This window comes from Fundidesulfovibrio butyratiphilus (genome assembly GCF_054657235.1).
In genome coordinates this window covers 694,742-720,564 of sequence record NZ_BAAHXA010000002.1, presented here as the reverse complement: position 1 = coordinate 720,564, position 25,823 = coordinate 694,742, and the positions used below count along the sequence as shown (strand labels likewise).

Annotated in this window: 25 protein-coding genes; 11 read left to right on the top strand and 14 right to left on the bottom strand. The window is 64.5% G+C overall.

The genetic code is table 11. From position 1 onward, the window contains the following. The first annotated feature begins 140 nt into the window (after positions 1 to 140). On the top strand, positions 141 to 719 hold the full coding sequence (locus ACYQ01_RS14275) for a CvpA family protein (RefSeq protein WP_459934531.1): 579 nt from the start codon (positions 141 to 143) through the stop codon (positions 717 to 719). Further along, positions 716 to 1,504: a nucleoside triphosphate pyrophosphohydrolase gene (gene mazG / locus ACYQ01_RS14270; RefSeq protein ID WP_459934530.1), complete on the top strand. Its 789-nt coding sequence runs from the start codon at positions 716 to 718 to the stop codon at positions 1,502 to 1,504. The genes ACYQ01_RS14275 and mazG overlap by 4 nt, the downstream gene beginning before the upstream one ends. 1,090 nt (positions 1,505 to 2,594) lie before the next feature. Here mazG and ACYQ01_RS14265 read toward each other — a convergent pair. Next, on the bottom strand, positions 2,595 to 2,783 hold the full coding sequence (locus tag ACYQ01_RS14265; protein ID WP_459934529.1) for a hypothetical protein: 189 nt from the start codon (positions 2,781 to 2,783) through the stop codon (positions 2,595 to 2,597). A 756-nt stretch (positions 2,784 to 3,539) separates the two neighbouring features. Then, entirely contained in the window at positions 3,540 to 3,881 is a 342-nt protein-coding gene (locus ACYQ01_RS14260) for a hypothetical protein (RefSeq protein WP_459934528.1), read from the bottom strand. Positions 3,882 to 3,978: 97 nt separating this feature from the next. Between ACYQ01_RS14260 and ACYQ01_RS14255 the strand changes: the two genes are divergently transcribed. The 3 genes from ACYQ01_RS14255 to thpR are packed head-to-tail and all read left to right on the top strand — an operon-like array spanning position 3,979 to position 6,819. Next, entirely contained in the window at positions 3,979 to 5,298 is a 1,320-nt protein-coding gene (locus tag ACYQ01_RS14255; RefSeq protein ID WP_459934527.1) for an NOL1/NOP2/SUN domain family protein, read from the top strand. 13 nt (positions 5,299 to 5,311) lie between these two features. Continuing rightward, positions 5,312 to 6,133 carry a class I fructose-bisphosphate aldolase gene (locus ACYQ01_RS14250; RefSeq protein ID WP_459934526.1) on the top strand — a complete coding sequence of 274 codons (822 nt, stop codon included), beginning with the start codon at positions 5,312 to 5,314 and terminating at the stop codon, positions 6,131 to 6,133. Positions 6,134 to 6,192: 59 nt separating this feature from the next. Continuing rightward, entirely contained in the window at positions 6,193 to 6,819 is a 627-nt protein-coding gene (thpR, locus tag ACYQ01_RS14245; RefSeq protein WP_459934525.1) for an RNA 2',3'-cyclic phosphodiesterase, read from the top strand. A gap of 312 nt (positions 6,820 to 7,131) precedes the next feature. Here thpR and ACYQ01_RS14240 read toward each other — a convergent pair whose 3' ends face one another. Then, positions 7,132 to 7,623, bottom strand: a complete 492-nt coding sequence (locus ACYQ01_RS14240) for a hypothetical protein (RefSeq protein ID WP_459934524.1) — start codon at positions 7,621 to 7,623, stop codon at positions 7,132 to 7,134. Positions 7,624 to 7,850: 227 nt separating this feature from the next. Between ACYQ01_RS14240 and ACYQ01_RS14235 the strand changes: the two genes are divergently transcribed. From ACYQ01_RS14235 to cmk, 3 genes are read left to right on the top strand one after another with little or no spacing between them, the layout of a single operon-like run. Beyond that, positions 7,851 to 8,309, top strand: coding sequence for a universal stress protein (locus ACYQ01_RS14235; RefSeq protein ID WP_459934523.1), 459 nt, complete (start codon positions 7,851 to 7,853; stop codon positions 8,307 to 8,309). A gap of 7 nt (positions 8,310 to 8,316) precedes the next feature. After that, entirely contained in the window at positions 8,317 to 9,441 is a 1,125-nt protein-coding gene (gene hisC, locus ACYQ01_RS14230; protein WP_459934522.1) for a histidinol-phosphate transaminase, read from the top strand. Then, positions 9,434 to 10,099: a (d)CMP kinase gene (cmk, locus tag ACYQ01_RS14225; protein ID WP_459934521.1), complete on the top strand. Its 666-nt coding sequence runs from the start codon at positions 9,434 to 9,436 to the stop codon at positions 10,097 to 10,099. Before hisC ends, cmk begins: the two co-directional genes overlap by 8 nt. Positions 10,100 to 10,532: 433 nt before the next feature. Here cmk and ACYQ01_RS14220 read toward each other — a convergent pair whose 3' ends face one another. From ACYQ01_RS14220 to ACYQ01_RS14200, 5 genes are all read right to left on the bottom strand, one after another. Next, entirely contained in the window at positions 10,533 to 11,315 is a 783-nt protein-coding gene (locus ACYQ01_RS14220) for an alpha/beta fold hydrolase (protein WP_459934520.1), read from the bottom strand. Between the two features lie 74 nt (positions 11,316 to 11,389). Next, positions 11,390 to 11,911 carry an SRPBCC family protein gene (locus ACYQ01_RS14215; RefSeq protein ID WP_459934519.1) on the bottom strand — a complete coding sequence of 174 codons (522 nt, stop codon included), beginning with the start codon at positions 11,909 to 11,911 and terminating at the stop codon, positions 11,390 to 11,392. A 403-nt stretch (positions 11,912 to 12,314) separates the two neighbouring features. Next, positions 12,315 to 12,941, bottom strand: coding sequence for a 3'-5' exonuclease (locus tag ACYQ01_RS14210; RefSeq protein WP_459934518.1), 627 nt, complete (start codon positions 12,939 to 12,941; stop codon positions 12,315 to 12,317). Positions 12,942 to 12,943: 2 nt separating this feature from the next. Then, positions 12,944 to 14,035, bottom strand: coding sequence for an alginate O-acetyltransferase AlgX-related protein (locus tag ACYQ01_RS14205; RefSeq protein ID WP_459934517.1), 1,092 nt, complete (start codon positions 14,033 to 14,035; stop codon positions 12,944 to 12,946). Positions 14,036 to 14,137: 102 nt separating this feature from the next. Continuing rightward, the gene (locus ACYQ01_RS14200) at positions 14,138 to 15,592 is read right to left on the bottom strand and encodes an MBOAT family O-acyltransferase (RefSeq protein WP_459934516.1); all 1,455 of its coding nucleotides are present in this window, start codon (positions 15,590 to 15,592) and stop codon (positions 14,138 to 14,140) included. Positions 15,593 to 15,718: 126 nt separating this feature from the next. Between ACYQ01_RS14200 and ACYQ01_RS14195 the strand changes: the two genes are divergently transcribed. Further along, positions 15,719 to 17,329, top strand: a complete 1,611-nt coding sequence (locus ACYQ01_RS14195; RefSeq protein WP_459934515.1) for a glucosamine inositolphosphorylceramide transferase family protein — start codon at positions 15,719 to 15,721, stop codon at positions 17,327 to 17,329. Between the two features lie 174 nt (positions 17,330 to 17,503). Here the strand turns inward: ACYQ01_RS14195 and tssJ are convergent, their stop codons facing one another. Then, positions 17,504 to 18,067 carry a type VI secretion system lipoprotein TssJ gene (tssJ, locus tag ACYQ01_RS14190; protein WP_459934514.1) on the bottom strand — a complete coding sequence of 188 codons (564 nt, stop codon included), beginning with the start codon at positions 18,065 to 18,067 and terminating at the stop codon, positions 17,504 to 17,506. Between the two features lie 188 nt (positions 18,068 to 18,255). On the opposite strand from tssJ, the gene ACYQ01_RS14185 reads away from it, so the two are divergent. Continuing rightward, positions 18,256 to 19,383 (top strand): DegT/DnrJ/EryC1/StrS family aminotransferase, encoded by a 1,128-nt coding sequence (locus tag ACYQ01_RS14185; protein ID WP_459934513.1) that lies wholly within the window; start codon positions 18,256 to 18,258, stop codon positions 19,381 to 19,383. Beyond that, positions 19,380 to 20,150, top strand: a complete 771-nt coding sequence (locus ACYQ01_RS14180; protein ID WP_459934512.1) for a class I SAM-dependent DNA methyltransferase — start codon at positions 19,380 to 19,382, stop codon at positions 20,148 to 20,150. The genes ACYQ01_RS14185 and ACYQ01_RS14180 overlap by 4 nt, the downstream gene beginning before the upstream one ends. Positions 20,151 to 20,195: 45 nt before the next feature. Here the strand turns inward: ACYQ01_RS14180 and ACYQ01_RS14175 are convergent, their stop codons facing one another. Genes ACYQ01_RS14175 through ACYQ01_RS14155 form a run of 5 tightly spaced genes read right to left on the bottom strand, consistent with a single transcriptional unit; the run spans position 20,196 to position 25,775 of the window. Continuing rightward, positions 20,196 to 21,380, bottom strand: coding sequence for a class I SAM-dependent methyltransferase (locus tag ACYQ01_RS14175; RefSeq protein WP_459934511.1), 1,185 nt, complete (start codon positions 21,378 to 21,380; stop codon positions 20,196 to 20,198). Then, a complete protein-coding gene (locus tag ACYQ01_RS14170) occupies positions 21,377 to 22,921 on the bottom strand; it encodes a TIGR04372 family glycosyltransferase (protein ID WP_459934510.1) in 1,545 nt (514 codons plus the stop codon). The genes ACYQ01_RS14175 and ACYQ01_RS14170 overlap by 4 nt, the downstream gene beginning before the upstream one ends. Continuing rightward, the gene (locus tag ACYQ01_RS14165; protein ID WP_459934509.1) at positions 22,921 to 23,862 is read right to left on the bottom strand and encodes a methyltransferase domain-containing protein; all 942 of its coding nucleotides are present in this window, start codon (positions 23,860 to 23,862) and stop codon (positions 22,921 to 22,923) included. The genes ACYQ01_RS14170 and ACYQ01_RS14165 overlap by 1 nt, the downstream gene beginning before the upstream one ends. After that, positions 23,859 to 24,851 (bottom strand): glycosyltransferase family 9 protein, encoded by a 993-nt coding sequence (locus ACYQ01_RS14160; RefSeq protein WP_459934508.1) that lies wholly within the window; start codon positions 24,849 to 24,851, stop codon positions 23,859 to 23,861. The genes ACYQ01_RS14165 and ACYQ01_RS14160 overlap by 4 nt, the downstream gene beginning before the upstream one ends. A gap of 6 nt (positions 24,852 to 24,857) precedes the next feature. Then, on the bottom strand, positions 24,858 to 25,775 hold the full coding sequence (locus ACYQ01_RS14155) for a radical SAM protein (RefSeq protein WP_459934507.1): 918 nt from the start codon (positions 25,773 to 25,775) through the stop codon (positions 24,858 to 24,860). Positions 25,776 to 25,823: the final 48 nt, after the last annotated feature.

Here is a 25,823-nt window from a genome sequence, read left to right as displayed (position 1 = left end):
TTCTTGCCCAGCGCGCCGCTTCGGAAAAGCCCACCCGCGACAAACGCCCCGCGACGGCGGTTCGAACGCCAGGACCGCCGCGCGCGAGCGTCACCCAACCGACTTTTGCCCTTCGAAAAAAAAACTGCTAGCCTCACCGGGTGAACATCACAGACCTCGCCCTGCTCATCATCTGGACCTTCTTCTTTTTTCGCGGCTACTTTCGGGGCCTGGTAAAGGAAGCGGCCTCCATCCTCTCCCTTATTCTCGGGTTCAAGCTGGCCGTGGCCTATTCGCCCGCCCTCTCTCCGCACATCGCGCCCATGGTTTCCAATCCGGCCTTCGCCGGCCCGGCCGCGTTCATCATCATCTTCGCGGCCGTGATGCTGGCCTGCTCGGTGCTGGTCATGGCCTTGGCCGCGGCCATGAAACTCACCCTCATCGACTGGGCCAACAAATTCTTCGGCGGGGCCTTCGGACTGACCAAGGGCGTGCTCATCACGGCGCTCATCCTCTGGGTGTGGACCGCGCTGCTCACCAAACCCGACTTCATGCGTCAGTCGCGACTGGTGCCCCTGGTGGAACGGGTGGACCAATATCTCGCGCAGTACATTCCGCCCGACTGGAAAGGCAAACTCAAAACCCTGACCCCGCCGCCCCTGGCCGTGCCCAAACGTCATACCCCGGACGCCCCGCAAAAGCCCGCCGCCGGCCATCAGAAAAAGGAAACCAAGATATGAGCGACGCCGCAAAGGCCCTGGAAAAACTTGTCTCGGTGGTAAACCGCCTCATCGCCCCGGACGGCTGTCCTTGGGACCGGGAACAAACCCCCGAAACCCTGTGCGACTACGTTATCGAGGAATCCCACGAACTCGTCACCGCCATCCGGGCTCACGACCCCGAAGAAGCCCGGGAAGAGCTCGGCGACGTGGCCTTCCTGCTCGTGTTCCTGGGCGTTCTCTACGAAAAACGCGGCGACTTCACCCTTGGCCAGGCCCTGGAATCCAACACCGCCAAGATGATCCGCCGCCACCCCCACGTCTTCGACGGCCTGGCCGTAAGCGGTCAGGACGAACTGCTCAAAAACTGGGAGCGCATCAAACGCGGCGAGAAAAAAGACCCCGGCGGCGTGTTCGACTCCCTGCCGCCCAGTCTGCCGCCGCTGCTCAAGGCCTACCGCATCAACGCCAAGGCCGCCCGGCACAACTTCACCTGGGACACCGACCAGGACCAGGCCGACAGCCTGGCCCGCGAGTGGGACGAGCTGCGCCAGGCCGTCGCCGCCGGCGACAAGGACCGCGTCGAAGAAGAATTTGGCGACTACCTCTTCAGCCTGGCCGAATACGGACGCCGCCTGGGCGTCAAGTGCAACGCCGCCCTGGAAAAAGCGAACCTGAAGTTCCTGGGCCGCTTCAGCGCCGTGGAACGCCTGGCCAAAGAACGCGGCCTCGACACCGCGCAGTTCAAGCTGGCCGACTGGGACGCCCTGTGGGACGAAGTGAAGGCCGGGGAAAGCGAAGAGTAGAAGAGTAAGAGAAGAGAAGTAAGGAAGGCGCCTCCGGCGGCCACGGGGCGCCGCCCGTGGAACCCCGCTGGGGGCGGAGCCCGCCCCCAGACCCCCAAATTGCTGAAAAGCGGACGAAGACCGATGTCCTCTTAAACGATGAAATGTTTTTTATTTGACATTATATCGTACGGCCAATACATAAACAACGCATTTACTACTTTACACATAACAAGCCAACTGGCCCCTGGCTCTGCTTCTCTCTCAGGTGATGTGTCTTACCGCATCTTCAACGAATGCTCTGGGCAAAATATAGCGCCATGCCCCCTTGCATTTTGCATAGAGTCCGATCTTGCATTGGAGGTAACACCTTTTGGAAAAGTGACTTGAAGACACAAAGATCGAGGCCAACATGAAGTATAGAGTTCCATGGACCGTCCTTCTTCTTGCGTTTTTTGCTGTTGCGACTTGGGCTATGAATGAACTCGCGGAGAAACATTTTGATGGCTTTGCAAAGCGAATTCACCTCTGCGAGCTCTATAAAAGCATCAGTGGCATATTCAACTGAGGGCAGACAACTCTCGCTGTAGGTAATGATTATGAAAAGAAGAGACGTTTATTGATAAATTTTTGTTATATACTATTTGCGTGCTTTAATATATACAATTTTTCAGCCAAAATATTAATTCCGTATCTCACAAAATGTAATTGAAGGCCGCTCATAACAAAGGAATGAGCGGCCTTTTGGTTAGTAGATCATGTTTGCCGTGTCGTCTTGCGAGCTTCCTTCGTATTTGTCGTAATGCTCTTGTATACGTTTTGGGACTCTGTCCATGTCTACAGTCCGCCTGCCAAGATGATCCCCAACCCAAGCGCCACCATTTTCTATGAGACTTCCTATTGCTGAAGCAACAGTGCCGATGGTTGCTAATTCTGGAGCCGCATGTTGTAGGCCTGAAGTACCTAAAGCTCCTACGCTACCCAGTATCAAGGCATCCCCTGCTATGGAAAAGGCTTTCCCCATCTCTTCAGCAAACGGCTTATTCTCCTCCGGAGTGGCTTTACGAGTTGGGATCTCTGGCTCACTTACTGTCATCAATTCTGGGTCAGTCTATTCTGTTCTGATGATCTTTCCCCTGACGATATTCTTTGAACCATCGCCAGTATCCAACCCATTTTGCTTCGCTCGGGCAACTCCTGCCGCTGGGTCTTGGCCTTTGCGCAGGTATTCTTGGTAAGCCACTCCGAATGGCGTCATTGGCGGCAAAGACACTTTATTGGTCTCGTACGGCTCGGCCATGTTGTCTCCGCGTGTGAAAGGTTTGTCTTGTGCGCAGCCTCAAGAGAAAAACTCTGAGGCTTGACTCCAATGTTTTTCACAGTAGACCCCGTCGGATTCACTGCCAAATCTTACTGTTATTCTCTGCTCTCTCCCTCCCTTTCAAGTATGTGCTCCATACGCTCTGCTTCCTCCCGTATATCGCTATACAGTTCCATGAACGCATGCGGATTCGTTTCGCAGGCGTGATCGAGACGCCGGTGGCAAGTTGGAGTGAGGGAGGTGCGGTAGATGCGCAGCATGTCCCATGTGCGCTCGAAGAGCGGGTCATGCGTGATTGGCTCCGCGAAAGTGGGCCATAAACGAGGGGTCTCTCAACAGCAGGCGGGCCACGTCATCGAAGCGGCGAAAGGGTCGCCATTCCATTGCAAACGTCGCCCCCCATATAGGGCTATGTGGGAAGAAACTTGAAAATAGTCAAAAGGATCAATCAAAATAGGGGATTCCAAAGGGGCCCCCCTTTGGCCGCCGGAGGCATCTCTTTACCCGACGAGGGAACACGCATGACCTCGACCTTGCGCCCGGTCACACGCTCCCGCGCTTGCGGTCCACGCCTTCCCGACTTCTACGTTCGCCCCCGTCTCGAAACGAAGAAACCCCGTTCGGTAAACCGGACGGGGCTTCAATTTTGTATACATTTTTGTAGACCAGCTACAAAGTCGTCACCTTCTTCGTTTTTGTCACACCTTCCGCCGCACCCGTTCGCCGCGAGGGCCGTTAATGAACGGACCCGCGAATGGTGACGGTCCACTGCCCGGCCTCGATGGGAATACACACGGCTTCGCCGCCCAGGTTGGCGCACAAAAGCAGCCGGCCATCACCTTCGTCCCAGAACATGTGCTGCGAAAAGAGCACCAGGGCTTCGGCCAGGGAGACGTTCTTGAGGGACTCCCGGTCCATACGCGGGGTGAGCGCAACCTGGGCGGCCTTCTTGAGGTACTCGACGCCTTCGCGGGTCAGGGCCACGTCGTCCTGGTCCAGGGCGTGGATTCGTTCGGGTGTCGTACGCCTTGTGGCGGCCAAGGCGTCTACCAGGGTCGGACTTGCTTCGTTCGTCATGGCGGCCTCCTTTTTCACATCTTTCCACATCACATAGCAATTTTCGGGCCAGACGACGCCTCTTGCAAAGGCCGCGCGCATAAGCCATGAACAGCACGTGGGCAGATCGTTCAGGTTGGTGTGCCGCGAGGCGGAAACTCCCCTCGTCCAGGCGTTGCTGGCGAGCCAAGGATTTCGTTTCGAACCCGAACCGTTTTCCCCCTGGTGCCGGCGACTTACGGACGAGCCCTTTCCGCTTGGCGCCAGTCTCGCCGCCCGCTTCGGCCTCATCTACATTCAGGACCGCTCCTCCATGCTGCCCCCCCTGGCCTTGGCCCCGGAACCCGGAGCGGCCGTGCTCGACATGTGCGCCAGTCCCGGCGGGAAAACCTCGTTTCTGGCCCAACTCGCCGGCCCCACAGGCTTTGTGCTGGGCAACGAGCCCGGACAGGACCGCCTGGCCACCCTGCGCCAGAACCTGACCCGCATGAACCTGGCCCAGGCGGCCACGTGCGCCTATCCCGGGCAGGATTTGCCCGCCGGACAGGCGCGCTGGACGCGCATTCTGCTCGATCCGCCGTGCAGCGGCTGGGGCACGGCGGAAAAAAATCCCAAGGTGCTCACGCTCTGGCGCGAGGAAAAAACCGCCCCCCTCACCGCCCTGCAACGCCTGCTGCTGGCCAAGGCCGCCGACCTGCTGGCCCCGGGCGGCAGGATTCTCTACTCCACCTGCACCACCAACACGGCCGAAAACGAAGAACAGGTCGCGTTCGCGGTGAACGAACTGGGCCTTGAGTTGCGCCCCCTGCCCCGATTCGCCGGGTTTTGTTTTCACGAGCCGGCGCTGGCCCAGGCCGAGGGATCGCTGCGCGTGGACCAGGAAGGCTCCCAGGCGCAGGGGTTCTATCTGGCGCTTTTGGTCAAGTCGGGAGAAGAAGCGGAAGACGCCTCAGGCGGCCGGGGGCGAAACTCGCCCCCGGCCCCCCGCGATTTGGGGGGCGACGGTTTGCCGGGGCGGTCTTCGGGGAAGCGGGGAAGCAGGCGGGGGGAAAAGAAGGGAGAAGACGAGTGGGCGGAAGTCCCATGCGACGAGGGATTCGCCTGGGACGCCTTGCCGCCGGGGCGAATCCAGACGCGCGGCGACGTGGCGTATTTCGTGTCGGACCGGGCGCGCGGGCTTTTGCCTCCAAAAATGCTGGGCTGGCGGTTGGGACGAATGAAAGGCGGACGGTTCCGCCCCTGGGGACGGGCCAGGATTCTGGTCGATCCGAAGGCTGCGCGCCTGGATCTGGACGATCCGGCTCCCCTGGCGGCCCTGCTCTCCGGCCAAAGTCTGGACGCGCCCACCCGGTCCGGGGTGTTGGGACTGAGTTTTCGCGGCTTGCCCCTGGGATTTCTGACCGTAAAAAACGGACGGGCCCTCTGGTCCGACCGATGAGCAAGGACAATCTATGATCGGAGTGTATCGGCGGCTCGGCCGCCTGTTCGACGCGGTAAGCGGACGCACGGTGATCCTGCCCCTGGACCACGGCCTGAGCGAGGGCATGTTGTCCGGCCTGGAGGCCGTGGGCAAGCTCATGGAGTTGGCCCGCGAACGCAACGTGCAGGCCGTTGTGCTCAACAAGGGGCCGGCCAGGGCGCATGGGGCCAGCCTGCCCTTGGAAGCCAGCCTCATCGTGCAGCTTTCCGGCGGCACCAAGCACGCCCTGCCCCCCTACGGCCGGGGCGTGGTCTGCTCGGTGGGCGAGGCACTGCGCCTGGGAGCGGACCTGGTGAGCCTGCAAATCAACATCGGCAACGATCTGGAAGACCGCATGCTGGGCGACTTCGGGGCCATGGCCGACGAGGCCCATCAGCTTGGCTTGCCGGTGCTGGCCATCATCGCCCCGCGCGGGGGACACATCGTCAACGAGTACGACCCCAGCCTTATCGCCCATTGCATCCGCCTGGGCTCGGAGCTGGGAGCCGACGTCACCGGCGTGCCCTACTCCGGGGACGCGGACAGCTTCGCCGCCGCCATTTCCGGGTCCGACGCCCCGGTGGTGGTGACCGGGGGAGCGGGCAAGGGGGATTTCGCGGGTTTTCTCAAATCCATGGAAGAAGCCCTCGGCTGCGGGGCCGCCGGGCTGTGCGTGGGCCGCAACATTTTTCAAACCCCGGACCCCGGCAAGGCCCTGGACCAGATCGTAAGCCTGGTCCACGACACGGCCGAAACCCGGGACGCGGGCGCCAAGCCCCGGGCGGGCGAACCGGGACAAGGCGCCCAGGCCTGAACCGGACGACCGAAAGCCCGAAAGCGCCCATGGAGCCCAGACAATGACAGCGCCTTTTCGTGGGCGTGCCGCTTGCGTCCGATCTTGTCCGGGCGCTGGACGATCTGACCCGCGTCCTGCGCCCCCTGGCCCCGGCTCCGTGCGCCTGGACCAGACCGGGCTCCTGGCACATCACGCTCAAGTTTTTGGGCGACACCCCGGCCGAGCGCGTCGCGGACATCGAAAGCGCCTTGGCCGGGGTGCGCTTTGTTCCCTTTGTCTTGCGCCCTGGACCGGCCCTGACCTTTCCCCCCGGCAAAAGACCCCGCGTGCTCACCCTGGCCCTGGCCCAAGGCGGAGCCGAATGCGCGTCCCTGGCCCGATCGGTGGACACCGCCCTGACGGGGATCGGATTTTCGTCGGAAACGCGCCCTTTCACCCCGCATCTCACTTTGGCCAGGGTCAAAGCCAACCGACGCGACACGGAGCGGCCTGCGCCCGGCTCCGCACGCGCCGGGGGGTGGCCGCCCCTCCTGGCCAAAGCCGGCGCGCAGGGCTTGCCCGCGGCGGTCGCGGATCGCTTCGTGCTGTGGCGGTCGTTTCTGGCCGGCGACCCGAACATCGCCCTGTGCGGCTTGAGCGGCCCGGAGCACTTGCCCCTGCGAGTCTTCGCGGCCGATACGGCAAACGAATCCCCTCCCGCCTGAGTCCCGGACCCGCCGCCCGGCCCTCCGGCGTTCACGGGCGCGCCCGGTGCCATCCGACGCCCTGGCTGCCCCTGCGCCGCCGGGCTCGCGTCGCGTTGCCCAAGCGGTCGACGCGGCGGCGCGCCACGCGAAACGCATGAGCGCGGACAACGGTTCGAACGGAAAAAATCGGAAAGGAATGAACCACGAAAGGCGAAACGCCTGACCCGGCCGCGCGAGCGCAAAAAAGCCGAAACGACCGGGGAAAAGGATCGGGAAGACAGGCAGGACGGCCCCGGAAGGACGCCGGCGTGGGCGTCCTTCCGGCAAAGGCTACAGGTAGTCGCCCCGGTTGAACTTGATCTTTTCCGTGGTGGCCAGCACGTCGAGTTCATTGACCAGCGAGGACAACTGGGTGTTCTGTTCCGCCAGATCGGGGTTGTCGCTCTTGAGCTTCTCCACCCCGCTCTGAATGCTCTCCAAGGTGCCGTAGGCCTGGCGCAGGTTCGTCTGCCCGCCAGCGGCCAGTTGACCGGCATAATTTTCCCATTGGCCGAGCATGTTGTCGACTGTATCCATGACCGCCTGATCCGTGCTGCTGGTTTCAGAGACCGACGTGGCCGCCTGCACGGCCATGGCCTGGGCCAGTCCCGCCACTCCGGCGCTGGGAGCCGACTGTGTCGTCTGGCTCGTGGCCTGGGAGCTCGACACCTCCTGAGCCAGAATTTCCGCGAAATTCTGCGTGGAAGCGCTCTGCGAGGACGCAACCTGCCTGGTCTGCGTGACCTGTGTGACAGGGGTCGTCTGGTCCGGTAGGATCTTCATGTGCCTGACTCCTCGCCCTGACGTTTGTCCTGTGTAAGCAAAGGGCTTGCCAACCTTACAGAGTTCTTACAACATGCTGAAATAAAACAACTCTTGAAAAATGCCCCCCGGAAGCTTTTTCCGGCCTGCGATTTTGCTCGGTTCTAGTACACGCGAAATTTCTTGTCTATTCTCGTTTCCATTGGCTAAAAGAAGCTCTGGCAGCAACTTATCCGTGGAGGAATACCATGGCCCAATTCAAGAAGATCATCTGCGCGGTGGATTTTTCCGAGCATAGCGCCAAGGTCGCCGACTACGCCAAGAGCCTGGCCGAATGCACCGGCGGCAACGTGCTGTGCGTGTACGTGGCCCCTTCGCTTTCCCAGTATGTGGGCTTTCATGTGCCTCCGAGCTCCATCGAGTCCTTTGTGGGCGAGATCGTGTCCGGAGCGGACAAGACCATGGCCCAGTTCATGACCGCCAATTTTTCCGGTATCGACGCCGTGGGCAAGGTGCTTGTGGGCTACCCCGCCGAAGAGCTGCTCAACCTGTGCGACGAGGAAAAGGCCGACATCCTGATCATGGGCACCCACGGCCGCAAGGGCATCGACCGCCTGCTGTTCGGCTCCGTGGCCGAACGGGTGGTGAAGAGCGCCCGGTGCCCCGTGCTGACCATCCGGCCGGAAAGCGAACCCGAACAGGAATAATTTCGAGATGAATCCCAAGGATACCTTGAGGCCCGAGGTTCTGGCGTTTTCGCCCTACACCCCGGGCCTTTCCATCGACGAGATCAAGGCCCGCTACGGCCTTCAGTCCGTCATCAAGCTGGCCAGCAACGAAAATCCCCTGGGGGCCTCGCCCCTGGTGACGCGCGTGCTGACCCGGCGGGCCGACAGCGTGTTCCGCTACCCCCAATCGGGCAACCCCCGCTTGGTGGAGGCCATCGCCCGCGTCCACGGACTGGACCCGGCCCAGGTGGCCCCGGGCAACGGCTCGGACGAGATTATCGACCTGCTGCTGCGTGTCAAGGCCCGTCCCGGCGTGGACAACGTGGTGGCCTTCGACCCCTGCTTCAGCATTTACAAACTCCAGGCCAGGCTGTGCGGCGTGGAAATGCGTCAGGTCAAACTGGGGCCGGACTTCAGCTTTCCCTTCGAAAAGCTCTTGACCCTGTGCGACGACCACACCGCCCTGGTTTTCGTCACCAACCCGGACAACCCTTCCGGAAACGCCGTCAAGGCCGCCGAACTGGCCTTTCTGGCCAAGGCCCTGCCCAAGCGGGCCATGCTCGTGGTGGACGAAGCCTACGTGGATTTCAGCGACGACGAGCAGGAATACTCGATCATGAGCCGCCTGGACTCGCTGGACAACGTGGTGGTGCTGCGCACCTTCTCCAAGCTCTACGGTCTGGCCGGGCTGCGCCTGGGCTTCGGAGCCATGCCCGCCTGGCTGGCCGACCTGGTCATGCGGGTGCGCCTGCCGTTTAGCGTCAACCTGCTGGCCGAAGCCGCCGGGCTTGCCGCCCTGGAAGACCTGCACTTTCTCCAGGCCACCCGGGAGACCGTGCGCCAAGGCCGGGCCTGGCTGACCGAACGCCTGACCCAACTCGGCTGCACGGTGGCCCCGTCCCAGGCCAACTTCCTGCTCTTCACGCCCCCGGCCAAGGCCAAGGATGTCTTCGAGCGCCTGCTTGAACGCGGCATCATCATTCGCCCCCTGGCCAGCTACGGATTGCCCGACAGCCTGCGGGTGAGCATGGGCAGCCAGCCCGAAAACGAAGCCTTTATCGCGGCCCTGACCGAAATCCTCGCCGTCGCCAGGGAAACCGTCCATGGCTGACACGCGGCGCATCGTCACGCTGGACGGACCGGCCGGGGTGGGCAAGACCACCCTGGCCCGCATGCTGGCCCAGGCCCTGGGCCTGGCCTACCTGGATACCGGGGCCATGTTCCGGGCCACGGCCCTGGCTTTGGGCGAGGGGTCGTGGGACCGGACCAGACCGGAATTGGAAGCCGGACTCGCTCCCCTGCGCTTCGCCCTGAGCGGAACGGGCGAAAACTCCACCCTGCTCCTCAACGGCCGCCCCGTGGGCCCGGAAGTGCGCGAACCGGGCGTTGGCACCTGGGCTTCCAAGGTGGCCGCCCGGCCCGAAGTGCGCGAGTTCCAGAAAAAGGCCCAACGCGCCATCGGCCAGGACACCTCCCTGGTGGTGGAAGGCCGGGACATGGGCACGGTGGTGTTTCCCGAGGCGTACCGGAAATTCTTCCTCGACGCCGACCCCATGGTGCGCGCCGAACGCCGCGCCCTGCAACTACGCCAGGCCGGACAGCCGGCGGACCTTCAGGCCATAGCCCAGGCCATCCGCCAGCGCGACCACCAGGACCGCACCCGGGCCATCGCCCCCCTGGAGCCCGCCCCGGACGCCATCGAGGTGGACACCTCGCACATGACCCTCGAACAGGTCTTCGACACCCTGCTCAGCCACGTGCGCCCCTGACGCGGCGCCGCGAGGCTCTTTTTCCGAACATACGCCCCCATCACGACGCTGTCCGCGAAACACGCTCGCCGTGCTTCGCGGACGCGTTTGGAGCGCCCCATGCCCGGCCAGGCGTTCGAGGGATGTGCGTCGTCTCGGGGCTTGCAACAAACCGCAAGGCGGCCGCTCACGTCGCGAAGCCGACGGAAAGTCCGGGGGGCACGCCCCCTAACAACCTGTTGAAAACAGGCCTTGCTGGCTGCGTTGCTGCAAAAAACAAGCACCCCCTCAACGGATGCCAACTCCGCCTCAGGCTTGACTTTTTTGCGCGCCCTGCCAGCACGTTTTTTGAACAGGCTGCAAGAATCGACTGTTTGGGCGGGCTGCGAACCGCCAGAGACTTCCCAAACTCCCCTTTTCGCGAGCTGCTCGCAGCGTGTTCCAAAACGCCGCCCTAGAGCCCGAACAACTCGAAGAACCGCCCCAGCATGGCGTTGACCTGGTCGGGCACCTCGAGCGTGAGGAAATGGCCGGACCCCACCACCTGGCCGTAGCTCACGTGCGGGTGCAGGCGGGAAAGATCCTCCACCTGGGACCGACCGTTGGACGACGCCACGTAGAGAAACGGGGAGCGAAGCGCCGACAAGGCGGCCTGGCCGTCGCCCAGTCGCCACTGTTCGAACAGGCTCACGGTCACGTGGCGGGGGGTTTCCAGCATGCGTTCGAGGATGGCCTGCCGCCGGCCCGGATCGTCGGTGGGAAGAAACGCGCTCTCGAAATTGCGCAAAAAGTACGAGCGGGAGTTTTCCGAACGCAAGCCTTCGAGCAGGGCGGTCAGACGTCCGTGGCGCCCGGGGGGACTCACCACGGTGGTGTCCAGACAGGCCACCGCCGCGGTCAGGCGGGGATGGCGGCGGGAAAACTCCAGGGCCACCACGCCGCCCATGCTGTGCCCCACCACCGCCACGGGCGGCAACCCCAAGCCCAGGCAGACCCCGGCCAAATCGTCGGCCAGGCGGGCGAAACTGTAGTCGCCCTCGGGCTTGTCGCTTTTCCCGTGGCCGCGCAGGTCCGGGGCCACCACCTGATGGGTGCGGGCGAAATATTCGATCTGCGGAGCCAGAAACGTGTGGTCGCAGCTATTGCCGTGCACAAAGAGCACGGCCTTTTCTCCCTGTCCGCCACACAGCACGTTCAGGGCGCAGCCGTCGTCTGTAAGAAACGTCTCGTGTCGCATGGGCTGGCTGTAGCCCGCTCGGGCCTCGGCGGCAAGGGGCGTCCGGGCGTGCGGGACGCGAATTTTCCGCGGGATCAGGCGTCGCCGCGCCCGAAAGGATGGTCCGGCGGCGTTTCGACCGGCAGGCGGGAAAACCGCATCCCCTCCAACCGGACGCCAAGGCGCTTGGCCAAGCCCCGTCCGCCCCAGGCCATGACCAGATCGTGATTCCAGGAGAGCAACGGTCCGCCGAAGGCGTCCAGAAAGCGCAGCCAGAGCGGGTCCAGGCGCACCAGCCACGCGTAGCGCACCACCGTGACCCCGGCCTCGCGGGTAAAACGCCACTGCCCCGTGCCGTTCAGGTCGCCCAACGCCCTGCCCGCCGCCAGCTTCCGGGGTTCGATGGCCGTGGTGCGCATGATGAAGCCCAGCCGGTAGGGAAGAAGTCCCCGCCAGGTGAAGCGGCGCACCGCCCCCACCCCGAGGGCGTCGCCGGGCTCCAGGGTCTCGACACCGAGCAGCCCCGGCCACCAGAGGGGCCAGTCGGAAGGATCGGCCAGGGCTTCCCAGACAACGTCCAACCCGGCGGCGAGGCGCCATTCCGTCAGCGCACGCATGAAGATTCCTGAAGCGCCGCGTCATGGGCGCCCCCACGGCCCCCGCCCGCACCGATCGCGCCCGGCCAGGCGCGCTTTCCGCCGCAAAGGCCTACAGCCCCCGGGCCGGGCCGGACGCATCCCTCCCGGGTGGGCAGAGAATGCCGCCCTACCCCGCGAAAAGTATGACGTTTTTTCGCATAGCCACACAACATGGCGAATCCATGGGATATTTTCTTATTGCACAAAAAACAAAAACGGCTAGGAATGGAATCAATGTTGAAGAAGGTCTTCGGCAGGTGGCGACACTCCAACGGAGGGTAGCTCCCGTTAACTCCCTTCCCCATACCGGGCGACTGAGCGCCCCTCACGGGTTTGTCCCAACGCATTGCGGCCATGGCGTTTTTCCGCCAGGCCCGGCCGGTCATCCGGCACGGCGCGACGGGACAAGCCCTTTTTTTTCGCCCAGGCCCTGCATGCGCAGATAGAGTTCGCGGCTGATCCAGGCATCCGTGGCCGCGTAGTTGACCTGGGCGGCGGAAAGGCATTTGGCCTCCCAATTGGTGAGTCTGGCCTTTTTCGAGACGCGTAGCTCCAAAAGCGAAGCCGCCAGGTTGCGAAGACCGGTCACGGGCCAGCCGAATTTCTTGGCCCATTCCCCCACGTCCACGAATCCCCCCGGCTCGATGGGTCCGATTTTCCTGAGTCCCAGAACGTCGTCGCGCACGGCCACGCCGGCTTTCACCACGCCGTGGTCGGCCAGGACCACGGCGAGTCGCTCCCAGGCCGCGAACGCCCCGGAACGCAGGAGAACCACCACCCCTTCGCCGGCCAACTGCACCAGCGAAGGCGTAAAGCGCACGCCCTTCTTGAACGTGGGCCGGGTTTCCGTGTCGAAACCGAGCACGCATTCGCCTTGCAGGGCTTCCAGGGCTTTCAGTCCTTCTTCCAGGGTTTCGGCCACGAAAATCTCGCCCTCGTAGCGGGCCTGAGGCAGGGCGGCCAATTCTTCCGGCGTGAAAAGCCGTGGCGCTTCGAGCTTCGTATCCATGGTTAGCGTTCCGCCTTTACGGGCTGCGGGGGCGGCTTCTCGGTGAAGTAGCGCTCCACGAATTCGTCTATGACCAGGTTGGGTTTTTCGGCTTCAATGATCGCCTTGTCGAACTCCCGTTCGCTCACCGCGTCCGTGGGGTAGGGCCACGTGTAGAGCACGCGGCTGAAGTGCTCGGAAAGAAAGGGAATCATCTCATGAGCGAAGGAGTCGCGGATGACCACGGCCCTGGGCAGGGTGCGGTCCGCGTTTTCATAGACCGCCAGGGGCTGAAACTGATTGGGAAGAGCGAGCGTGCCTTCCACTTCCTTGGCCTTGCGCTGAAACTTGGGCGTGAAGACCATGCGTTTTTCCTGAAACAAGTCGCCCAAGGCGATCATGTAGGAAAGTCCGCCCAAAAGCCCCGGCTCCTCGCTTATGGTGAAGTCGTCCAGGTGCCTGGGCTGCATGCGGGGGAAACGCGGAAGCAGGTGGCGCGCCACCTCCTGGTAGGCCCGAAACGCGCCGAAAGGAGTCCAGTGGGTGTCGGTCCTGTAATAGGTGAGCATCTCGGTGCGCGCCTTGAACATGGCCGGGCGCAAGTCCAACACGTCGATGCCGGCGGCGCGCAGGGCCGCGATCATCTGGTCGTATTTGGACCATTCCCGCACCCGCCTGAACCGGTGGGGAAGATGTTCGGGATAGACCGTGACCTTGTTCGGGGCCACCACCACCAGGTAGGCGATTCCCCGGGCGGCCAGCCAGTCCCGGCGCTCGCGAAAAAGGCGGCACCAGTGCGCCAGGTCTTCCTTGGTCAGGGGATCGATGCTGCGGTAGTCGTTGATGACGTTGAGATTGGGGTTTTCCTGGGACAGATAGAGCCACTGGTCGTTCGCGGCGAACACCACGTCGAACGGCGTGGACGACTTGAGCAGCAGGACGTCGAGCACCGCCTGCCAGCGCACCAGCACCTTGCGCAGGGCGAAATTTTTTTCCAGCCAGTTTCTTCTGAGCTTGTAGATGATCTGGGAAATGACCGCGAAATCGGGCTGGAAGGAGGGCATGGTGGCCGGCTCGGAGTCCTGCAGAGGGACGTCCGGCGAATATTTGAGCATGTGGGCCACCCCCGGCACACAGATCGCGACCATAAAGACCGCGATGGTCAACGCGGCTACCGCCGTGCGCAACCGGAACCCTGACGACCTGACCATTCCCGCCTAGAACTGAAAATAGATGAAGGGGTTGTGCGTGCCGCTGGCCAACGACATGCAAGAGAGCAACAAGATGGCGGGCGTGAGCACCAGGCCCACAACGGCGTCCAGGCCCGCACCGTAAAAGGCCTGCCCGGTCTCGCGCAGGCGCTTTTCCCGCCAGGAGGCCAGCCAGGGAATGATGGGCATGGAGCCGATGATCCCGATGGCCAGCACCAGCGACACCTTGGGATTGATGAACAGTCCGACGTGCCATTCCAGCCCGCTGGCCGAGGTGAATCCCGCCATGGACTTGAGGAACTCCTTGGCCTGGTGAATGTTTTCCGACCGGAAGAACACCCAGCCCACAATGGCCACCAGCACGGCGTAGAGGTGGGACACCGGCCGCCACGCCCGGTCCATCAGACGTCCGAAGCCCGTGCGTTCGAGCCCCAAGAAGAAGCCGTGATACAGGCCCCAGACGATGAAGGTCCAGCTCGCGCCGTGCCACAGGCCGCACAGAAAAAAGACCAGCACCAGGTTGAAGGTGGTGCGGGCGTGCGAGCACCGGTTGCCGCCCAGGGGAATGTAGAGATAGTCCCGGTACCAAGTGGAGAGCGAAATGTGCCAGCGCCGCCAGAATTCGCGTATCGACCTGGAAATGTAGGGATAGTTGAAGTTCTCCATAAACTTGAAGCCGAACATGTGGGCCAGGCCTATGGCCATGTCGGAATAGCCGGAGAAGTCGAAATAGATCTGCAGGGTGTAGCAGATGGCCCCCAGCCAGGCCACGGGCGTGGTGAGCTGGTCGTGGGGGATGGCGAAAATCTTGTCCGCCGGCAAGGCCAGCACGTTGGCCACGAGCACTTTCTTGCCCAGTCCGGTCACGAACCGGTTGATTCCGCTGGCGAAGCGTTCAGGGGTGACGGCGCGGGCGGTGAGTTGGGCGGCTATATCCTTGTAGCGGATGATGGGACCGGCCACCAACTGGGGAAACAGGGCGATGTAGAGCGAAAGCGTGGGCAGGCTGCGATTGGGCGGGGTCTGCTTTCGATAGATGTCCATCAGGTAGGAAATGCAGTGGAACGTGAAAAACGACACGCCGATGGGCAGGTGCACCCGGCCGATGTCGATGTGGGGCAGACCGAGCGGGGAGGCCAGGTAGAGATTGATATTGTCCACGAGAAAGTTCGTGTACTTGAACACCACCAGCAGCGCGACGTTGAACGTGATGGACAGCCCGACCTGCACCTTGGCGTTGCTGTGTTCATGGGCCCTGAAAACCCAGAGCCCGAAGATGTAGTTGGCCAGGATGGAGACGATCATCACCAGCGTGTACGCGCCCTCGCCCCAGGCGTAAAAAATGAGACTGGCGGCCAACAGCACGACATTGCGCATCACCAGATTTCTGGCCACCACGAAGTACAGGGCCAAAACCAAGGGAAGGAAATAGAAAAGGAACGAAGCTGAGCTGAAAACCATGGTGTCGTGCGGAGCCTTGCTGGTCGATTATTGGGAAACGCCCGGCTGGGTGCGCGTCAGTTACCCGATGCCGGCCCTTTTGACAACACCCGCCCCGGCGCACTACGTGAACGGCCGGAGAAGCCCGTGACCCACCCCCTTCGCATCGCCCTGATCCTGCCCCGAGGCCCCCTGCACCGCTGGCGCGCCGACCTGGCGGCCGATCTGTCCGCTCGCGGCCATGACCTCGCCCTGTTCGCCCCGACCCAGACCGACGCCCCCGAGGCCGAGCTGCCCCGGCCCGCCATGGCGCTCTACGCCCCGCAGGCCCTCTTGCGCCCCGCAAGCCGCAACCCCCTGGCCAAGATTCGGCCGGCCAAGGCCCCGCCCGCGACGCTCCGACATCCCCTGGAGCACGCCGCCCGCGCACGGTTCGACCTCATCGTCTGGGCCGGCCACGGCGCCCCCTTCGCCGATCCGATCCGGCAATTGTGCGACGCCGCGCCCCTGGGCATGCTGGTCCTGGAGCCGCCGGTCTTCACGGGCTTCTTTCCCGGCCATGTGGCGGGTCGCCTGCTCTGGAAACGCGGCCAGGCTCCCGCCCGTCTGGCCCTGGAAACCGTCACCTGCCTGCCTGGACCGTTTTTGGGCTCCTGCGTGCGGGAGCACTTCGCCAAGGCCTGCCGCCTGCCCGGACGCGCCCTGGAACGCATCCGGCTCGAAGGGGAAGCCTACTGGGACGCCTGTCCCCCCGCGCCTTGCGCCGGGCGATCGGGGAGCGCGCCGGGGCCAGCGGCCTCCACGCCGTTTTCCGGCCTTGGACTGTGGGCCAACGCCCTGGCGGCCCTGGCGGTCCAGACGCTTCGCCGGGCCTGGCAGGATTTGGCCTGCCGGCGGCAGTGGTTTCTGGCCGAACGCCAATGCGTCCCCGGACCCGACGCCCCGGATTTCGCTTCCCGCCCCTTTGTCCCGGTGCCCCTGCCCGCGAAGGTAGGCCAAGCCGATCCCTTCGTTTTCGTTCACGAGGGACGCACCTGGTGCTTTCTCGAGGAAATCCCCCCGAACGGACGCGGAGTCATCGCCGTGCGCGAACGCCTCGGCGACGGCAGCTGGTCCCCCGCGCGCAGGGTGCTCGAAGAGCCCTTTCACCTCTCCTATCCCTTCGTCTTCACCCACCAGGGCCAAACGTACATGATCCCCGAGACCGGACAGGCCGGCCGTGTCGGCCTCTACCGGGCCACGGACTTTCCCGGCGGCTGGGTGCTGGAACGCGAACTGCTCTCCGGGGTCACGGCCGTGGACGCCACCCTGGTGGAACACGACAATCGTTGGTGGATGTTCGTCAACCTGCGCCCACCCGGAGGCTCCAGTTGGGACGAGCTGCATCTCTACAGCGCTGCCGACCCCCTGGGCCCCTACACGCCGCACCCGCACAATCCCGTGGTCTCGGACGTACGCCGGGCCAGGCCGGCCGGGCGCGTTTTTCGCCACGCGGGCCGGCTCTACCGACCGGGGCAGGACTGCTCCGGCTGGTACGGCCGGGGACTGGCCCTCATGGAGATCACCCGCCTGGACGCCCACGGCTACGCCGAACGCCCGGCCGCCCGTCTGGACGCCGGACTGATACCGGAAAGCTTCTGTCTGCACACCTACCAGGCCGGCCCCGGCTTCGAGCTGGTGGACGGCCAACGCTTTCGGCCCGTGTGGAAGAGGAAAAACAGTCGCCAGAAAACGGTCGGAGGGTCCCCCCCCGAGTGAACGAGGACGCCCCCCTCTCTCCTGTCCCGAGAAACGCGCTCCAATCGCCACGGTCACGCCGAACGCCGTGCCCAAATGGACGTTTTTTGGAGGGGGGGGCCAGGGAGCGACCGTTTGTTCACAAAAGGCGCTCTCCCGATCTTTCTTTTTTTCCTTCCCTCGTCTTCACATGCCCTAGGAACCATCTCCCACGATGCCGTTCTTTCCGAGAAGAATCTGTCGCGAGAGCTTGTCCGGGGCATAGGTCGTGGTTTTCCACCACAGCCAGCCCGAGGTGTTGGCTTCGACCGGCACTTCGTAGACCCGGGCGCACGAGGCCAGGTCCAATCCGAAATAGGCGCAGGCCACGCCAAGGAAGCGGGTTTTTTCGTTGCGATCAAAGACCAGGGTTTCGTTTCGCCCGGGTCTCACGGTCACGCGCTTGCCCGACACGACGCCTTCGTCCGGTCCCCGGCCTTCGGCCAGGGCGGCCATCCCCTGGGCGGTGGCGGCCATGCGGCGGAAGCCCTCGGCGTCTTCAAGCTGGTAGACCCAGACATCCAGGGCATGGGAGACGCCCTGGTATTCGTTGAGAAACGGGTCGGATACGAAGGTGATTTCCAAGGCCTTGGCCGCGAAATTCCAGTTCACGCCCGGTTCGGCCTTGACCGGCGGGGCTTGTTTTTTTTCGGCCTGTCCGCCGCATCCCGCAGAGAGCAGCGCGGTGAGCAGCGCCGCGATAAGTCCTGTGCGCACCATGGTGGTCCTCCTGGGCGGACGCGGGGGCGCGTCCTGTTGTTTGGCTCATTGTGCGCCGGGACGCAAAAGTCAAGACGCGCGCGCAAGCTCGCGTCCGGGCGGGTCCTCCCGCCACGCCTTGACCGGGCCGGACGTTGGTTTATAGCTGAAGCACAGGCCCCACCCCCAACCCCGCAAGGACCCACGCCATGCCCGACTCCGGCGGTTTCATTCCCGTCAACACCCCCCTGCTCGACGGCAACGAGGCCCGCTACCTGGCCGAGTGCGTGGAAACGGGCTGGATTTCTTCCGAAGGCCCCTTCGTGGCCCGGTTCGAACAGGCCATGGCCGCGCGCCTGGGCCGCGCCCACGGCGTGGCCGTGACCAACGGCACCGCCGCCCTGGAAGCCGCCGTGGCCGCCCTGGAACTGGGACCCGGCGACGAGGTGATCCTGCCCGCGTTCACCATCATCTCATGCGCCGCGGCCGTGGTGCGGGCCGGGGCCACGCCGGTGCTGGTGGATTCCGATCCCCAGACATGGAACATGGACGTTTCCCGGTTGGCCGACACGATCACCGCGCGCACCAGGGCCATCATGCCCGTGCATCTCTACGGCCTGCCCGTGGACATGGCCCCGGTGCTCGACCTGGCCGAGCGCCACGGCCTGGCCGTGATCGAGGACGCGGCGGAAGCCATCGGCCAGACCTGGCGGGACAGGCCCTGCGGGGGCATGGGGACGCTCGGGGCCTTGAGCTTCTATCCCAACAAGCACGTCACCACGGGCGAGGGCGGCATGGTGGTGACCGACGACGCCCGCCTGGCCGAGCGTCTGCGCTCACTGCGCAACCTCTGCTTTCAGCCGGGAAGGCGTTTCGTGCACGAAGAGTTGGGCTGGAACCTGCGCATGACCAACCTGCAGGCCGCCTTGGGCCTGGCCCAATTGGAGCGGTTGGACGAATTTCTCCTGCGCAAGCGGCGCATGGGCGCGCGTTATACCGAATTGCTGACCGGACTGCCCGGAGTGACCCTGCCGCTCCAGCGCACGCCGGACGCCGAAAACCTCTACTGGATCTTCGGCCTGGTGCTCGACGACGAGCTGGAGCTGACCGCCGAGGAGGTTTCGCGCCGTTTGGCCGAAAAGGGCGTGGGCACGCGTCCCTTTTTCTGGCCCATGCACGAACAACCGGTGTTTCGACGCATGGGACTGTTTTCGCAAGACCGCCACCCCCAGGCCGAACGCCTGGCCCGGCGGGGATTCTACCTGCCCAGCGGCCTGGCCCTTACCGAGGAACAGATCGAGCGCACGGCCGAGGCCGTCAGGAGCGTGCTCGCATGAGCGTCTTCCAAGAATATTCCCGGTATTACGACCTGCTCTATCAGGGCAAGGACTACGCGGGCGAAGCCCGCTACGTGCATGGGCTTCTCCGCTCCCTGAGTCCAGGCGCGACAACGCTTCTCGAACTGGGCTGCGGCACCGGCGGCCATGCCTTGCCCCTGTCCGGGCTGGGCTGGCGGGTGACCGGAGTGGACCTGTCGGACGAAAGCCTGCGGGCGGCCCGGGACAAGCAGTCCGCCTGCCCGGAGGCCTGGGCCGGGGTGCGTCTGGTGCGGGGCGACATCCGCGAGGCGCGCCTGGGCCAACGTTTCGACGCGGCCGCCGCGCTCTTTCACGTCCTGTGCTACCAGACCACGGCCGACGACCTAGCCCGCACCCTGACCACGGTGCGCGAGCATCTCGCGCCGGGCGGGGTGTTTCTCTTCGACTTCTGGCACGGGCCGGGCGTGCTTTCGGATCCGCCCAAGGTGGCGGTGCGCCACTTGGAAAACGACCGCCTTCGCCTCACCCGGCTGGCCGAACCCACGGTGCGCGCCGAGCGCAACGTTGTGGACGTGCGCTATACCCTTTTCGACCAGGACAAGGCCACGGGCGCCATCCGGCGTCTGGAGGAAACGCACGCCATGCGCTACTTTTTCGAATTGGAATTGCGCGAGCTGCTCGCCCGCTTCGGCTTTCGCCCCGCGTTCTGCCTGCGCTGGATGACGGACCAGCGCCCGGAGCGCGACACCTGGTTCGCGGTCATGGGCGCGGTCCTGGAGAAATGAGCCGGCCGGGACAAAGGCCCAGGGCCGCCCCCCGGGCCGGGAAAATCAGTTCCCCAGCTCCGTCCACATGGTGAAGAGGCGGTCGCCAGGACGCATCCGCTGACGCACGCGCGGAACCATCGTGGCCCGGTGGTAGCGGTACATGGCGCATACCACCCAAAGCACCGGCCCCTTGGGGGCGTGGTCTTCCAAGGGCGTCACGGCAAGTCCCCCCACCAGCGAGCCCCAGCGGCTCGGAGAGTCGTCGGCCAGGCTCTGGCGGCAGGCGTCTGGAACATCGCGGCCCCAGCGTTCGGCCAGGACCCCGTGCACGGCCAGGAACACGTTGCTCGCCCCGTAGAAACGGATCTCTCCCCCCTGCTCCACCCATTTTCGCCACTGTTCCTGGCTTTTTTCCACCCCGTCCAAAAAACGGCGAACCAGGCCGGCGCGCAAGGCCCCCCGGTCAGGCCACCGCTCCATTGCGTCGCCCGGCGAAACTTCTCCCGGCCCCAGGCGGCGAAACAGGGCCGACATCTGATAGGTCAAATCCACAGCCTCCAGGACCAGACCCGCGCGCGCCCCCAGCCGGGCCAGGGACCTTTCGGACCAGAAGCCCACATGCTCCACCACGAAGGGATCCACGCCTTCGTCCAGATCGTTTTCCAGAAGGGGCAACTCATAGAAAAGCCTCCCCCCCGGCCGCAGAAACCCGGCCAGATGAGCGGTGAAGTCCACGGGATCGGCCACGTGCTCGACCACCTGACGGGCGATCACCAGGTCGAACGTGGGAGAGAACCTGAGTTCGCGCACGTCGTGAAAAAGCGTGGGCACGCCCACCAGGGCCAGCGGGGAGCTTTCCACGCCAAGCAGGTGAACACCCGCGTGGCGCTGACGCAAAAAAGCCAGAAAATCCCCCCTGTTGGACCCGACTTCCAACACATTTTCCATCTCGGGCCAGGGGCAATGCGCGTCCAGAAACCGTTCGGCCGCGCGGGTGCGCTCGTCCACCAGGGGAAAGCCGTGCAGGTCGTTGTCCAGCAACGTATAGGAACGGTACGCCGGAGCCAGCCAGGACAAAAAGGCCCCCGGGTCGGCGAAGGCGTCCCGGTTGAAGCAGAAGCCGCAGTCCGGGCACAGGGCCAGGGCCAGGGTCACGGTGTCGCCCGCGGGCATGTGGACGCTGCCCGACTGGCCGCCGCGCTCGAACAGGACCCGACTCGGCCCGCCGCACACCGGGCAGGCGATCATTCCCTCCCTCGCGGATCGAACAATTCGCCGTGGGCTTCCAGAAAGCACGAGGCCAACTCCGCCTTGCCGTGGGCCGGCGACCAGGGCCGCCACATCTCGCGCAGGGCCCGGCGCAGGGACAAGGCCTTTTCGGAAGGGACATGCCGGCCTTCCAGCCGATCGAACATCTCGGCCGTGGCGGCCCGGATGTCTTCGGGGGAATTGTCCTCGTAGACCACGCCCAGCAGGTCGCGCTGATTGATGCCGTTTTCCAGAAACCGCCCCAGATCGCCAGCGCCGTAAAATCGTTCGAGAAACCGGGCGAAGGGCAGGCGGCGTCCGGTGGCCGCGTCGCGCACGATCTTGGGAATGTAGAGACTGCTCGAGGGAATGGTACACAGATTGATGGAGTTCACCATGAGCTCGGGCCGGCGAAAAGCGTGGACCACGTGGCACAGTCCGCTGGGCGTGCCCAGCAGGAAGCGGCAGTGGGCCAGGAGGTAGATGTCGAGAAAGGGTTCCCGCCAGGGGGAGTTGGAGTAGTCGAGAAACTTGGGGCTCGGGTGTTCGAGAGGGCCGTTCACCCGCTCGCCCATGCGCACCACGTGGCCGCCACGGGACAAAATCTCGTCCACGGCCGGCAAAAAAGTGGCGATGTCCGAGTTGCGAAACCAGTTGCGGCTTTCCGGCGTCTCGCCGTAATAGGCCCCGTCCCGGGCGTAGACGCATACGAACCAGTCCCGCGGCCCCATGCCGAGCGCCTCGCGCAGGAAGCGCTCTCCCCGCTCCAACTCCTCGGGAGTGAAACGCAGCGAGGGTTCGGCCAGCCCCAGCCCCAGGGCCCCCTCCTCGGGGGTGCGGCAAAAGGCCCGGCCGTTGGTGGAGTGGGTGAACTCCACCAGCCCCTCGAACAGGGCGACGTGGCGACCGAAAAAATCACGGGCGAAATCCGGGCTCAGGGTGTAGCGGCCCTTGTCCCAGTCGTACCCGCAGTAGGGCATGAGCCGGGGAAAGCCTTCGTCGCGAAACACGGGCAACTCGCGGGCCAGCATCTCCACCAGCGCCGGATTGGCCGACTTCCCGGAAAAAAACACCACCGGCTTGCCCGCCCGCTCGACAAACCCCGCCTTGACGATGGGCACGAGCAAGGTGGCGTCAATGCCCAGACCGCCGACGATGTCGTATTCCAGCGTGTCCACCAGCACGCCTTGCGGGCCGAGCAACGCGCGCAAAAGCCCGGCCAGACGGGCGACCACGGCGTCGTCCCTGCCTTTGTCCCGCTCGCGGGCCTGGGCCAGACGGCGGTTCTCCCCGGCCAGGGCCTGGGCCGCCTCGGCCAGGGCCTGGGCCGCCTCCGCGCGCTTGGTGGTCCGCCACAAGGCGGCGAGCACTTCCACCGCCTCCGCGTTCTCCCCGGCCCGAACATGCAGCCCGGCCAGGGTCAGCCCGGCCTCCAAATCGGCGGGATCGCGGGCCAGGCGCTCGGCCAGGGACGCGCGGTCGGGTGCTTCCCCCTCGGGCAGCGTTCGCCGTCCCTGAAAGAATCGCGTGTTTTCGCCCATCAGCGGCTCCTTTCACAGGTCAGACAGACGATGGCGGCGTCGTCCGGCTCGGCCAGGCTTTCGCACAGGCGGCGCACCCAGGCGTAGTAGCGCCGGCGCAGTTCGGGAATTTCCTTCACAGCGTCCTCCAGGCCCAGGTCGCCAAGCACCGGATGGAAGGGGTCCTTCCAGTAGGCCAGGGCCTTGAGCGCGGTCTGACGGCCGTCCAGCACAAAGCGTTTTTCGAGCACGCGCAGTCCGGCCGCCTCGGCCATTTCGATCCACTCGCGCCAGGAACGGTCCACATGGATGGAAAAAGCCTCGCGCACGTGGCGCACGTAGTCGGGATGAAAAATCTCGGCAAACGTCTCGATGTAGCGCCGGGTCTGCAAACTCAGGTAGGCCTTGCCGCCGGGCTTGAGCGCCTTGGCGATGGCGGCCAGGGTCCGGTCGGCCCGGTCCAGGTGCTCCAGGGCGCAGACCGAGACCACACTCTGAAAAAAGTCGTCCGGCAGGGGCATCTCCCCGGTCACATCGGCCCGCAACACCGCCCTGTAGGCCCCGCCGATGAACCCGTTTTCCACGAATCCGGCCAGGGAACGGCGGAAGGCCCCTTCCCGGGGGAACAGATCCACGCCCAGGTCGATCTTGCCCAGAATGCGGCTGGTCCAGAAGGCGTAGCCGCAGCACAGGTCCAGACTGGGGCCGACCAGCGGGGTCTGGTCCGCGTAGTAGGTCATCTCGGCGGCCTTGAGCAGGTCGTCCCAAACCAGCAGGTCCTTTCGCCCTTCAAGCAGCAGCCGTTCGGAAAGCGCGGCGAAGTCCTTTTCGCCAGGCGCGGCGTCGGCCATGTCGGCGGCTCTGGAGAGCAGCCAAGCGCGAATCACCTCGCCCTCCACCATTCCCGACGGGGCCAGGGGATCGAAACGCGCGTCCACGGCGAATTCAAAGGTCTTGGTCACGCTCCCTCCCGGTCCAATTGATCGCGCACGGCGGCCACGATGCGTTCAAGGGGCAAGGCGTCCATGCAGGGACGTTCGAAGCGGCATTCGGGCCGCCCGCAGGGCATGAGAGGGCACTCCTCGCGCCTGAGCATCACGCCCCGGCCGTAGAAGTGGACCTCCCACGGGTCCGTGGGTCCGAACAGGCCCACCACCCGCCGCCCCAGGGCCAGGGCCAGGTGCAGCCCCAGGCTGTCCTGGGTGAGCACCACTTTGCACGAGGCCAGCCAGTCCATGTACTGCCTGAGGTCGCCCGCGCCCCGCTGCCAGCTCACGCGCAGCCCCAGCCCCTCCAGGGCCGTGGCCGCCTCGACCCATTTGGACTCGGCCATGCGCTTGGTGGGCCATTTGGCTCCCACCAGATGGTTGAGCCCCACGTCGTTGACCGGCTCCACGGCCGGACGCGGCCCCAGCACGTAGGGCTGCTCCCGCCAGGGGAGCCCGAGCATCTCGATGAGGTTTTGCTGCCAGCAGACGTGGCCCCTGTCGGGCTCGTTGGAGGGAGCCCCCCCGGAAGACGGTTGGTCTTCGTCCTTTTCCCTGGCCTTGTCCCGGATATAGTCGAGAAAGGCCTGGCCCTTTTCATAGGCCAGGTAGCTCCCGGTGGCGGCGTCGAAACGAAAGCCGTAACGCGCCCAGGCGTCGGTCATGTCGGCCAGGGCGCACACGCCGGGGTGCTTTTCCAGGTTGATGACGATGTCGAACTTTTCGCGCATGAGCTGAAAGGGCGTGAAGGCATCGGCCACCAGCACTCGGTCGAGCAGGGGATTGCCCGCCAGCAGCGGGGACGCGGCCTCGTCCACCAGCCAGGCGATCTTCGCACCGGGATGGCGTTCGAGCAGCGCCGGCAGCAGGGGCGTGGTGCGCAGCACGTCGCCCAGACTGGTCACCTTGCCCATTTCCGGGTCCAACGTCTCGGAATAGCCGAGCTTGATGAGCAGAATTTTCACCGGCGCCTAGTCCTCCAGATCCACGATTTCCACCGAGGTGTGCCCGAATTGCTGAAAACGGTTGGTTTTGACCTTCACGTCGCAAGGGTTGCACTCTCCGAAGCAGGCGCAGTCGCGAAACTCGTCGATGTTCGCCTCGGTGAAGTCGGGGTCCAGGATGTGCGCGTAGGAAGCGCGTCCGGCGAGCAGGTCGGAATGGCACTTGTACACCCCGCCGGCCGGGTCCACCAGAAGCTCGCCCGTGCGACAGCGACACGACCGCCGCCGCCCGCCCATGACCGCGCCGGGGTAAAGATAGTGCCCGTGCAGCGCGCCGTCCCACTCGCCCAGATACTCCTTGGTGCGGAAATCAACCCCCAGGCCCAGGCAACGCGCCATGGTGGACTCGATGTGCCCGCGTTTCCCGGGATCGGGATGGAGAATGCCGTAGAGCCCCACCCGAAATCCCGCTTCCACGAGGCGGAAATATTTGGCCAGCAGTTCCTCGATGTCGTTTTGCCCAGGATGGTAGCTCACCCGAATGGGCGCGTAGGGAGCCTCGCGCGTAAACCGCTCGGGCGGGACGTTGGCGATAAATTCCTCCACGTCGAAACGCATGTTCGTGAGCAAATCACACTTGATCTCGGGCTTGATCTCGTTGACCAGGCGGTAGAATCCGGGATGCAGCGTGGGCTCGCCCCCTTGCAGGGTAAGCGGCAGATCCGGGCGCAGAGCCAGGCGGTTGGCGGCCCGAATCCAGTCGTCGGCGTCCATGGTCCGCTTGCTCATGTCCGCCCGCGACCCGCCGTCGTGCAGATTGATGCACCAGGGGCAATGCAAATTGCAGCGCAGGGTGAGAAAAAAAGCCACGTAGTTGTGCCGCTCGGTGGGACGGATGGCCCCAAGCGGCCTCTGGACGGTGGTATGCAAGGCTCTCTGCTCCATTATGATTCCGGGCCGCGTGGCGCTCGGAGCTCCCGAGGCCGGGCCGTA